This is a genomic window from Calothrix sp. CBUCES-K 9914, assembly GCF_059640475.1.
The window spans coordinates 1-12,497 of the sequence record NZ_JBXXZH010000050.1 but is presented as its reverse complement, the minus strand read 5'-3'; the positions used below and the strand labels follow the sequence as shown (position 1 = coordinate 12,497).

Here is a 12,497-nt window from a genome sequence, read left to right as displayed (position 1 = left end):
AATATTTTAAAATGGGCTAATTGATAAGGTTTTTACTTTTTTGGCGCCTCTTGGTGGTGTAAAACTGAAGGTTTGCGGCGCCGGGTTTTTGACTTCGGTGCGCTGTTGGATTTTTTCGATTATTGCAACATCTAATCCGTCTTCTTTGCTAACGATTTGCATTTGTTCGAGGTTAGCTAGCTGTGGGTTAACGAAAGCACTTAAAGTATATCCTTGTTTCGGGTCGTTGAATGAATATACATATGTTTGTTTGCCTTCGACGTTACGTGTTTCTCCTTGAATTGCTTGATTTGCCAATGCGCTAATTTGTTTGATAGCGTTTGGTTGGGACAAGGCGCCGCTTGCAATGTATTTACCCATGTCATCAGCAAATTCTAGGAAAAATGATGAAGAAAGACCAATTAAAAACGAATCATTTGATTTATTGAATGCTTGAGATGAAATTATACTGTATTGTTGCAAATCTGGTCTATATATGTAAACTTGCTTACCATCAGAAACAACAACTGCTGATTCTTTGCTTGGTTTACCATCTTGAGTAAAGGCAATCTCTGACCTAAATTTGTTCGTTGAATTGACTGTTGTTTTGGCTTGTATGTAAAAGATAATATCTTTACCTTGATTTGTTCCTTTTAACTGCATTTGGGATACAGTTTGATAATTATTACCTTTAAAAAAAGTCTCTCCTGTTTTAATGAGTAGCGGCAAATCTAATTGAGAAGGAGTTGCCGTATCAGGTTTGGACGACGCTATAGATAGACTAGCTGAAGCTTTTGAGTGCGTAGGTAATGCATTACTGCCACTAATAAATCCTAAAGTTACAGCAATTATACTTGCTACACTGACTAAATATTTTGAAACTAAAACCATATTCCTCACACTAAAATTCTTGAAACGGTATTATCATAGCGTTTTGAGTTAATGGTATAAAATTTGATATCTATACCTAGTCTAGTATAGCTTTTGCGACTGTAAGGTGGGCAGTGCCCACCATACGATATTATTTTCCTGTTAGCTCTAGTCCTCCTTGATAACCAGTTATTAAGCGGCTACCATCTTTAAATATGTGGACTTCGAGTTGGTCGCTTGCCCAGTTAACTTGGTCTTGCAGTGCTGGGTTGAAAATGTGGACTCGCTGGTTGCTCGAAGATACTGGAGAATTAGGAGAGTGTACTGCTAACGCTTCGATATATGCGCCATCAACCAAAATATCAAGTTGTGTTAACAAGTCTTTGGCGCCATCTGGTGCATAATCAGATTGGAGTTGCTCTAAGGTAAAGCCAGTGAAGGACATGACGTTTAAACCAGCTGCCTTGATCTTTTGGGCAAGAACTGCGAGTGTAGAAGCTTGCCAGAAGGGTTCTCCACCAGAAAACGTCACTCCTTGGTTACGTTCGTCAGCTCGTATTTTTTCAACGAGGTTATCTACAGATACAAGCTGGTTCACCTCAAACGACCAAGAAGCTTGATTAAAACAACCAGGACACTCGCGCATACACCCCTGCACCCAAATAACCGCGCGCGAACCAGGCCCATTTACCTCGGATGCATTTACATAACCCATGATGTTGAGATAACCAGGCGGAATTTCAGACAGTGACAAATATGGGTGATTTTTTTGCTGATATTGAGTCATTTTCTTCCGTTTGTTCTGTATTATTTCTTTGGCATGGATTTACTAGAAGACTCACACTCGTTCTATGCTAAATTGTCGGGCTACCCAATTACTGTTTACTGTTAGCGCTTCATGTAGGAAGCGCAAGCATTCTTACTTAAGGATCATTACAAATGATTGATACTGCAATTGAGGCAATTATTGCACGCGAAATCCTTGACTCACGCGGAAAGCCAACGGTAGAGGCTGAGGTTCACTTATTTAACGGTGCCGTTGGGTTGGCACAAGTTCCCAGTGGCGCCTCGACAGGTTCTTTTGAAGCACACGAACTTCGAGACGGTGAAAAGAATCGTTACGGTGGTAAAGGGGTACTAAAAGCTGTACAAAATATCAAAGATGTACTGGCGCCAAAGTTATTAAACCTTGATACGCTCAACCAAGAACTTATAGACCGCACGATGATGTCTATCGATGGTTCGCCGAATAAAGCGAATTTGGGCGCCAATGCGATTTTAGCTGTATCTTTGGCAGCAGCAAAAGCAGGTGCGGATGCGTTAGCTATTCCTTTGTACCGTTATTTGGGTGGACCTTTAGCTAACTTGCTCCCGGTTCCTTTAATGAACGTTATTAATGGTGGCGCCCATGCATCAAACAACGTTGATTTTCAAGAGTTTATGATTGTTCCTGTAGGCGCCTCATCTTTTCGCGAAGCACTGCGTTGGGGTGCTGAGGTATTTGCGACCTTAGCAAAAGTACTCGATGATAAAGGTTTGCTAACAGGTGTTGGTGACGAAGGTGGCTTTGCACCGAACTTAGAATCAAACCAAGTTGCTTTAGAGTTACTAATAGCAGCAATTGAAAAAGCTGGATATAAACCAGGGCAAGAAGTAGCTTTAGCGTTAGACGTTGCCGCAAGTGAGTTTTACAAAGATGGGCAATACGTCTATGACGGTAAACCTCATGCACCGAGTGAGTTTATAGATTATCTAGCCAAATTATCTAACGAGTATCCCATTGTTTCAATAGAAGACGGGTTACACGAAGAAGACTGGCAAAACTGGCAAGCACTAACAGCAAAAATTGGTTCAAAAGTGCAGCTAGTTGGTGATGATTTATTTGTTACTAATGTAACTCGTCTCCAAAAAGGTATCGACCAAAAAGCAGCTAATGCCATCTTAATTAAGTTAAATCAAATTGGTTCTTTAACAGAAACTTTAGAAACAATTGATTTAGCTACCCGTAACGGTATGCGTTCGGTTATTAGCCATCGTTCTGGTGAAACCGAAGATACCACAATTGCCGACTTAGCAGTTGCCACACGCGCGGGGCAAATTAAAACAGGCTCCTTGTGTCGTAGCGAACGTGTTGCTAAGTATAACCGCTTACTTCGTATCGAAGACGAACTCGGTTCACGTGCAACTTATGCAGGCGCCGTCGGCATGGGTCCAAAAGGCATTTAAATTGATTCCCCCTGACCCCCAAATCATTGCTCTGTTGGGGGGATCAACCCATAACTTTTCAAACATCTTCTTAAATCCGATCCATAACCTCAACTAACTGCTTTTTTCTTAAAAAATAATATTAAATTCTCACCTAATAATAAAACTAGAATGTCTTCATGAAACACTATTAGTACACAGATCAAAGTTGGAATTGATAATAACAGGAAAAGTATCGAAATAATATTTATTAATTTCATGTATAGTTTGATTTTTGCAGCATATCAGCTAGAGTCAAAAATACTGTTACTTATAGCACAGGCAGGGATGCCTGTGCCACTCCTGTGCCACAAAAATTTTAAAATTAGGGGTAGAAACCTAGTTTTGGTAGTCCTAATGTTTCCGAGGCGCCCATCATGATGTTCATACATTGGACTGCTTGTCCGGCTTGTCCTTTAATTAAGTTGTCGATGACGGACATTACAACAACTCGTCCAGTACGGGTGTCAACTTCTATACCTATGTAGCAAAGGTTACTACCACATGCCCATTTTGTTTGGGGGTATGTGTCGGCATCACAAATTTTTACCCACGGGGAATTACGATAGAACGCGCGGTAAATAGTGATTAAGTCGTCACGTACTAATCCTGGGTCACGAAGGTTTGCGTAAACGGTGGAGAGGATACCGCGTACCATTGGCACGAGATGGGGTGTAAATTGGATTGTGACTTCGTGTCCTGCGAGTTCGCTACAAATTTGCTCAATTTCTGGAGTGTGACGGTGTTTTGCTACGGCGTATGCTGCTATTGAGTTATCTGCTTCGGCAAGTAACATGTTTATTTTGGCTTCGCGTCCTCCGCCTGATGTACCTGATTTTGCGTCTATAATGGCGGTTTCTGGTACTATTAGTCCTTGTTTGAGTAATGGTGATAATGCAAGTAAGCTAGCTGTTGGATAGCAACCCGGACATCCCACTAGCTGTGCTTCTGCTATGCGTTCACGGTATAGTTCTGGTAAGCCATATACGGCTTTTGACGCTGTTTCTTTGTCGCTTCGTTCTTTTCCGTACCACGCTGAGTATGTTGATAAATTACTAAATCTATAGTCAGCGCTTAAGTCTAATACTTTACATCCTTTTTCCAAGAGGAGTGGCGCCATTTGACAAGCTAAACCATTGGGAACTGAAAGAAATACTATTTCACAACGTTCTGCAATAACTTCTGGGTCTACCTTCTCAACTGTCAAGTTAATTGCGTGTGCTAAATGCGGGTAAATATCCGCAAATTTTTTACCGATAGTGCTATCACCCCCCATGTACACTACCTCTACATCCGGGTGGTCTATTAACAATCGCACTAGCTGTACTCCGCCATAACCGGACGCGCCAACTATCCCAACAGGTACGCGCCTAGAATTACCCATAGTATCAAAATCCTTATCTGTTTTTGTAATTAGCTGATGACAGCAGTTTTGGTTGCTTTGCGAACTTTGAGTATTAAAACGCAAATCACGGAATTATTTACTCGTGACTAATATCATAAGCTACAATGATATTTACGATTGGTCGCCGGAAAATTAACATTTGTGTCGCAGTCTAAAGAAGAACTAACTCAAGAATTTGGATTTGACTCGATTAATGCCGCCCTAGCTGACTTAAAAGCTGGTCGCTCTATCGTGGTGGTAGATGACGAGAACCGCGAGAACGAGGGCGATTTAATTTGCGCCGCCCAGTTTGCCACACCTGACACCATTAACTTTATGGCTGTCGAAGCGCGCGGCTTAATTTGTTTGGCAATGATGGGTGAGCGTCTCGACGAACTCGATTTGCCTTTGATGGTGCGAAATATCACTGACACTAATCAAACGGCATTCACAGTTAGTATTGATGCAGGCCCTAGTTTAGGTGTTAGTACGGGTATTTCTGCCGAAGACCGTGCTAGAACTATCCAAGTAGCTTTAAACCCCGCAACTAAACCAGAAGATTTACGGCGCCCTGGTCACATTTTCCCACTACGTGCGAAAGAAGGCGGAGTTCTCAAACGCGCGGGTCATACAGAAGCAGCAGTAGATTTAGCACGGTTAGCTGGCTTATATCCTGCTGGTGTAATTTGTGAAATTCAAAACCGTAACGGTTCGATGGCACGATTACCTGAGTTAATCGACTATGCCAAGCAGCATAACCTGAAAATTATTAGCATTGCCGATTTAATTAGTTACCGCTTACAGCACGACCGTTTAATCGTTCGCGAAACTGTTACAAAACTACCTTCGAGCTTTGGTCAGTTTGATATTTACGGCTACCGCTACATTCTTAACAATACAGAACACGTAGCCATCGTCAAAGGCGACCCTAGCACTTTTGTTGATGAACCAGTAATGGTACGAATGCATTCTGAATGTCTTACAGGTGATGCACTGGGTTCACTTCGCTGTGACTGTAGAATGCAACTTCAAGCCGCACTCAAGATGATTGAAAATGCTGGTAAAGGTGTTGTTGTATACCTACGTCAAGAAGGTCGAGGTATTGGGTTAATAAATAAGCTCAAAGCTTACTCTTTGCAGGATATGGGATTAGATACCGTTGAAGCAAACAAGCGTTTGGGTTTCCCCGCTGACCTACGTGACTACGGTATGGGCGCCCAAATTCTCATGGATTTAGGTTTACACCAGATACGTTTAATTACAAATAACCCCCGTAAAATTGCTGGGTTGAAAGGTTACGAAATAGAAATTGTAGACAGAGTACCGCTGTTAATCGAAGCAAACGACTACAACTCTTATTACTTAAGCACAAAAGCCGAAAAACTCGGACACATGCTGCTGCAAACCTATTTGTTAACAGTAGCAATACATTGGAAAGACGACCCACAATGTGTGACTGATAGATATGAAAGATTAGAGAAACTAAGATATTTAGCAAAAACCCACGACTTATTACTACAAGAAGACGCGCGTCCATTAGCGATAGCACTGTTCGATAAACCATCGTTAGCAGTACACCTCGGTTTTGACCAACCAGGTATGGCAGCAGAAGACTGGTTCTCTCAAACAGGTCATCCTTATATACAAGCCGTAAGTCAAATATTAGATAACTTAGTTCAATTACCTTACATTGAAAAGCTAGAGTTTCTGGTTTCTCCTGGTGTTGACCCACTTAGTAACCTGCAAGTACAGCTAGACCGTGAAGTTTTTGATGTTGGAACTACGGCGCCTTCTTCTATTTGCCACGACCATCTACAAACCCAAAAAATTTATAGTTTTGTAAAGTAAAAATCTCCCAGAATTTCAATTAAAAATTCTGTACCTTCACCTAAGTCCTGATAGTTTCACCGAAGCTATAATCACAAAGGGAAGCAGCAAGGGAGCAGACACGTGAGCCACTGGCATTAAGCTAGATAATAGCTGCATTGCCGCCAGTGATTCTGCTTCTATCATTTCTGGTAAATTGAGCAGATCGTGAGTCGTTCTGTTTGTGAGTTATTGGTTCTATGTTAAATAAGTAATTTTGTCGGACAGTAAGTAGTGTTGTCGGACAGGCGAGATGCCTATCCGGAGGGATTTTTTTATTCGAGCATTTCTAGGTTTCTTACTGCACCTTGATCTGCGCTAGTCGCAAGTAATGCGTAAGCTTTGAGTGCTGCTGTTACCCGACGTTGCCGAGGTTGTTCGGGCTTCCAAGCTGAGTTGCCTTTTGCTTCCATTTGTGTACGACGGTTAGCTAATTCTTCCGCCGATATGTCTACATTGATACTGCGGTTGGGGATGTCGATTAAAATTAGGTCGCCGTCGCGAACTAAAGCTATGTTACCACCTGCTGCTGCTTCTGGAGAAGCATGACCTATTGAGAGTCCCGAAGTACCTCCTGAGAAGCGACCATCAGTTAATAATGCACAAACTTTGCCTAAACCTTTGGATTTTATATAACTGGTTGGATAGAGCATTTCCTGCATACCAGGCCCACCGCGTGGACCTTCGTAACGAATAATTACGATGTCGCCCGGTTCCACTTCGTCGCTGAGAATTCCTTTAACAGCACCATCCTGACTTTCGTAAATGCGCGCTTTACCTTTAAATACGTGAATGCTTTCATCAACACCTGCTGTTTTAACAATACAACCGCGTTCGGCTAAGTTGCCATAAAGTACAGCAAGTCCGCCCTCTTTGCTGAAGGCGTTTTTGAGGCTGCGAATACAACCATTTTCTCGATCTAAGTCGAGTGATGGCCAACGAGTTGCTTGACTGAAAGCTTGTTGAGTTGGAATACCCGCAGGACCCGCCTTAAAGAAGGTGTGGACGGTTTCGTCTTTTGTACGCATGACATCCCAATGTTCGAGCGCTTCTTTCAACGTTTTACTATGGACTGTTGGTACGTCTGTGTGGAGCAGTCCGGCACGATCTAGCTCGCCGAGAATGCTATAAATGCCGCCAGCACGGTGGACATCCTCAATATGATACTTAGGTGTGTTAGGCGCCACCTTACAGAGTTGCGGTACTTTACGTGAAAGGCGGTCTATGTCGGTTAAGGTAAAATTTACATTGGCTTCATGTGCGGCAGCAAGCAAGTGTAGAATGGTGTTGGTGGAGCCGCCCATAGCAATGTCCAGCGTCATGGCATTTTCAAACGCTTTAAAACTGGCTATTGAACGTGGCAGTTTCGATTCATCGTCCTGCTCGTAGTAGCGACGGGTAATGTTGACAATAGTCCGCGCGGCGTTAAGGAACAAATCCTTACGGTCGAAATGAGTTGCAAGTACGGTGCCATTTCCTGGTAAAGAGAGACCGATGGCTTCGGTTAAACAGTTCATGGAGTTTGCGGTGAACATACCAGAGCAAGAGCCACAGGTCGGGCACGCGGAACGCTCATATTCTTCGGCAACCTCATCACTGATACTTTCGTCCGCAGCAACCACCATAGCGTCCACCAAATCCAATTTGTGTTCTGACAGCTTAGTTTTGCCTGCTTCCATTGGACCACCAGAGACAAATACTGTGGGAATATTAAGACGCAGGGCTGCCATCAACATACCGGGGGTGATCTTGTCACAGTTGGAAATGCACACCAAGGCATCTGCACAATGAGCGTTGACCATGTACTCGACCGAATCAGCAATGATCTCGCGCGAGGGTAAACTGTAGAGCATCCCGTCATGCCCCATAGCGATGCCATCATCCACTGCAATAGTATTAAATTCCTTGGCGACAGCACCAGTTGCTTCAATCTCACGGCACACCAATTGACCTAAATCTTTCAGGTGAACGTGACCGGGTACAAATTGCGTAAAGGAGTTGGCGACGGCAATTATTGGCTTCTCGAAATCCGCTGTTTGCATTCCAGTCGCACGCCAAAGCGCGCGGGCGCCAGCCATATTACGTCCCTGAGTGGAGGTTTTGGAGCGATACGTAGGCATGGGACATCCTATTCGTTTAAAGGTTCTTAGTAGATCAAGTTTAGTAGAAAATGTTAGCCAATAAGTTATGTTGTGGGTTAATTGGTCGTGGGCTGGTATAATTTGTTGCTACAGGGAGAAAGAACTATTAGAGAGCCGATAAGTAGAAGGTGTTGACATAAAAGTTTAATTGTCGATGTGGCTATAATCAAACATTGAGGCGCCCAGTTATCAATGCTCGACAGCCACGATTCAATCTAAAAATGAAGGTTGTGAACCAATGTATAAATTCAAACTTTAGTCAACACGCGGAAACTCATCTTCTGGCTCTCCTTGTATTTCTACATGTATCAATAACCACCTTTCTTCACCAGAAATATAGCGAACTTTTACTAGCTTGTCGGCATATCTTCTACCTTGTACGGCATCATACGATATTGCCTCAACCTAACTGGCCTAGTGCAGATCATGCTGTTAAAGTTCAGGAACTGATTTCAGCTTTGGAAAATAGAAGAGATTTAATTGTTACAAAAATGAATTGGTCTAGTGGTGTAGTAATTGCAACAAAAGTTAAGCATTAATTTTAATCAATAGCACAGGCGGGACGCCTATGCTACATCCGTTACATCCGTTGCCATTAGCCAACCCAAAGACCTTGTGCAAAACGTATACTGAAAATAAATAATAGGATTGTGAAAAAGCTTATACTCATATAGCCCCAACGGGGGTAACGCACGCTTAAAATTCCATATACGATTATTGTGGGCACAATACCATAAACAAGACGCGAGAGTGAAATGGTTCCACCTGATAATATCAGCATTGCCATTCCGCATAAACCATAAAACAAGGTTACAGGTGTTAACGATAGTCGGTAGTGCCAAAGCAAGAAAGCACTTACTATGAATACAGCAGCGTTTATCAAAGGGTCTCCAGCTAGTAACCATAAACCCAAGAATAATAAACCAAAACCATAATCAACCTTGGCTGCACTTAACTTATTTCGATGGCGCCACAGTAAATAAGCACATCCGATTATAATTAGAAATACCAAAGGGTGAGTAATATCTTTAATGACTCCATGCTTGTAATTCCGCATACCGACGGTGATTTGCATTAACATTTTCCACCAGGATTCCCAGTCAAAACCAAAGTTTTTACGCCAAGCTTTTTGAGCATGAATAAATGCAAGTGCGTCCCCATGCTGCACAGCACAGTAAATACTGAAAAAAAGTATTCCTATACTCGTTGCAAGTCCTGCTAAGTAAGCTTTTAAAGGTTTTTTCTGTTTCCATGCTGCTAATAAAAACGCTGGTATCAATGCTATTCCCGTTGGACGTGTTGCTGTTGCTAAGGCGCCAAATATTGCTGTTTGAGTATATTTATTTTGGTCAAACGCTCGTAATGCTGCAGTACTAAGTAGTAAGTATAGTGCTTCTGTATATATAGCTGCTGTAAATATTGATAGTGGAAACAATGCAGCAAGCGCTACCGTCCAACGCGCGACTCTTTCACCTAGATATTGATATAGCCAAAGATACAAAATATATACAAATACCAAAAATGATAGGTTACTGACTAATACACCTGCTAATTCAAAAGATAAACCAATATGAGTCAGCGCGCGTATTATCAACGGATAAAGAGGAAAAAATACAACATTACCTGCGCCGTTGTAGTATTCGTATCCTGAGGTTACGATATGACGATAAAGCTCACTATCCCAGTGTGAAAATACCCCTAAGCCAAATGTCGCTGCAACTCCTTTATGTGGTGCGGGTAGCAACGGTGCAACCAACAACATCGCTACCCAAATTAACGCGCGGCTAGCAAACCACATTGTAGCGGGAAATATTAACCCGCTTGTGGCTTGAGTGATTTTTGCTGATAATGATTTAACGCTACTCATCACATTATTTTATCTGAAAAGATGATACTGTATACAATCATGAGTCGGTGCGTGACGCGACTAGATGCGGGCTTCGTTTCAATATTTTTGTAGCGTCACGCACCCTACTTTTACGTGCCATTACAAATCCAGAATTGACAAAAGCCGCTGCTTATCCAACGCTTGGAGCTTAACACTTTCCTCAGAAAACGCTTGACAGTAAAAATCATGACGTTTTGGGTCAACTTTCGGGTCAGTTTCCTGCCAAAGTTCCTTGTAATGCTGCACACGTTTCTCACACATTACCATTTCTATGCAGGCAATAGCAGTTTGAATGACTTGTACTGCACGCTGTATATCTGTTTTTGCTTTTGGTGTTAGATGAAATAAATGTGAAACTAATGCCGTTTCTTCTGGATATTCCAAACATATCGTTTGTAGTCTAGATACTACATCTGGGTCGTATTGATCTGATACAGTCTCTGATACTTCTAAGATTTTTTGCCACAAAAACCTATGGTGCGAATGGCTGAATTGTAAATCGTGTTTATCTATAATATCTACTATGTGTTGTCGTTGACCTGGACAATGTAAAAAGATTCGCAGTAGTAAAGCCTCTGCTTTTTCTAATAAGCTTATGGGAGTGCTAAGTGCTGAGTGCTGAGTGCTGAGTGTAGAGACGCGATTAATCGCGTCTCTACGGGTTTGGGGTGGAGAGAATTTTGGTTGTAGTGCTTGTCCGTTATTTCCTTGCGGAGCTATTTGTGTTAACAGGTTTTCGACTCGTAAAGGTACTAACTGAGTGTTTCCTAAACTGAGGATTTCGGCACAATATGTAATGTAGTAAGAACGTGTATCTGGATTTACTATGTTTTTCAGTAGTTTTACTATTTGCTGTGAAGCTTGTTGATAGTCTGTAGCTTGTTTCAGGTCTTTGTCTTTGATGCTTTGCTGAATTTGCCAGTCTAACCAAAGCGGCGCCGTTGCGAGTAATTGCTTGTATTCTTCACTTGTATGGGTATGCAAATACTCGTCTGCGTCTTTACCATCGGGAATATTAAGAATCTTAAGTTGCACTTCTCCTTTATATGCCAAATCAGCTATTTCCCCTATCGCGCGTTCTGCTGCATTCGTACCTGCTTTATCTGCATCAAAGTTAAGAACTAATTGTTTTGAATCACAATAACGTAGTACTAATTTAACTTGCTCAATACTAAGTGCTGTTCCTAGTGAAGCAACCGCATTATTTATACTAGCAGCATGAAGCGCAATTGCATCAAAATAACCCTCAACTACAACAACTTGGTCAAATTGTGGTATGCCGTTTCTAGCTGCGTCGAGTGCAAATAAATTTTTACCTTTACTAAATAACTCGGTTTCTGGGGAGTTGAGATACTTTGGTTGCTCATCACCCATCGTTCTACCACCAAAAGCAATCACACGTCCCATGAAGTCACGGATGGGAATAATTATTCTGTCACGGAACACGTCATAATACCCGCTTCCCTCTTTGCGAGGTTTAATTAAACCCGCTTGTTCGACTAACTGTACAGGGTAATGCTTGTCTTGTACTAAATATCTATATAAAGTTTCCCACCCTTGCGGCGCATACCCTAAACCAAATTGCTGAATTATCTCATCGCTTAGTTTCCGTTTTGAGCGTAAATATTCTAAGGCGCCACCGCCTGAATTTTTGAGCGCATGTTGATAAAATTGCGCTGTAGTTGCTAAAACTTGATATAACTCCTCCCGACGCGAAATTTGACGCTCTAGCTCTTGTCTTTGTTCGGGTGCAAGCGTTTGTACTGGAACTTGATAGCGACGCGCGAGGTCTAACACAACCTCCGAAAATGAGCGCTTTTGCAACTCCATCATGAACTTGATCGAATTCCCTGTTGCCTGACAACCAAAGCAATAGTATATTTGCTTAGTTTGGCTGACTGTAAAGCTAGGACTTTTTTCATCGTGAAAGGGACACAAACCCACATGATCTTTTCCACGCTTACGTAAAACAACATACTCCGATACGACATCATATATATCGGCTCTATGTTTTACTTCTTCTATAGTGTTGGGGTGTAAGCGAGGAATTTGCATAGGTCAGGAGTCAGGAGGTAGGAAGGAGGGTCAGGAGTCAGGAGGTAGGAAGGGGGTCAGGAGTCGGGAG

The 12,497-nt window shown here is 42.3% G+C and carries 8 protein-coding genes; 2 read left to right on the top strand and 6 right to left on the bottom strand.

The window, feature by feature from the left end:
* Positions 1 to 6: 6 nt before the first annotated feature.
* Together AC2JBO_RS13940 and AC2JBO_RS13935 are read right to left on the bottom strand one after the other, a co-directional pair.
* Positions 7 to 870 (bottom strand): LolA family protein, encoded by an 864-nt coding sequence (locus AC2JBO_RS13940; protein ID WP_496954254.1) that lies wholly within the window; start codon positions 868 to 870, stop codon positions 7 to 9.
* A 130-nt stretch (positions 871 to 1,000) separates the two neighbouring features.
* The gene (locus AC2JBO_RS13935; protein ID WP_496954253.1) at positions 1,001 to 1,636 is read right to left on the bottom strand and encodes a 4Fe-4S single cluster domain-containing protein; all 636 of its coding nucleotides are present in this window, start codon (positions 1,634 to 1,636) and stop codon (positions 1,001 to 1,003) included.
* Positions 1,637 to 1,788: 152 nt separating this feature from the next.
* Here AC2JBO_RS13935 and eno point away from each other — a divergent pair, with 152 nt between their 5' ends.
* On the top strand, positions 1,789 to 3,075 hold the full coding sequence (gene eno, locus AC2JBO_RS13930; RefSeq protein WP_496954252.1) for a phosphopyruvate hydratase: 1,287 nt from the start codon (positions 1,789 to 1,791) through the stop codon (positions 3,073 to 3,075).
* 343 nt (positions 3,076 to 3,418) lie between these two features.
* On the opposite strand, the gene argC is transcribed toward eno, so the two are convergent.
* On the bottom strand, positions 3,419 to 4,477 hold the full coding sequence (gene argC, locus AC2JBO_RS13925; RefSeq protein ID WP_496954251.1) for an N-acetyl-gamma-glutamyl-phosphate reductase: 1,059 nt from the start codon (positions 4,475 to 4,477) through the stop codon (positions 3,419 to 3,421).
* Positions 4,478 to 4,639: 162 nt separating this feature from the next.
* Here argC and ribBA point away from each other — a divergent pair, with 162 nt between their 5' ends.
* The gene (gene ribBA, locus AC2JBO_RS13920) at positions 4,640 to 6,325 is read left to right on the top strand and encodes a bifunctional 3,4-dihydroxy-2-butanone-4-phosphate synthase/GTP cyclohydrolase II (RefSeq protein WP_496954250.1); all 1,686 of its coding nucleotides are present in this window, start codon (positions 4,640 to 4,642) and stop codon (positions 6,323 to 6,325) included.
* Between the two features lie 293 nt (positions 6,326 to 6,618).
* On the opposite strand, the gene ilvD is transcribed toward ribBA, so the two are convergent.
* The 3 genes from ilvD to dnaG form a co-directional block, all read right to left on the bottom strand.
* Complete coding sequence (gene ilvD, locus AC2JBO_RS13915) at positions 6,619 to 8,463, bottom strand: dihydroxy-acid dehydratase (protein ID WP_496954249.1); 1,845 nt, start codon at positions 8,461 to 8,463, stop codon at positions 6,619 to 6,621.
* A gap of 616 nt (positions 8,464 to 9,079) precedes the next feature.
* The gene (locus AC2JBO_RS13910; protein ID WP_496954248.1) at positions 9,080 to 10,351 is read right to left on the bottom strand and encodes a mannosyltransferase family protein; all 1,272 of its coding nucleotides are present in this window, start codon (positions 10,349 to 10,351) and stop codon (positions 9,080 to 9,082) included.
* Between the two features lie 120 nt (positions 10,352 to 10,471).
* Complete coding sequence (gene dnaG, locus AC2JBO_RS13905) at positions 10,472 to 12,427, bottom strand: DNA primase (protein WP_496954247.1); 1,956 nt, start codon at positions 12,425 to 12,427, stop codon at positions 10,472 to 10,474.
* Between the last annotated feature and the right edge of the window lie 70 nt (positions 12,428 to 12,497).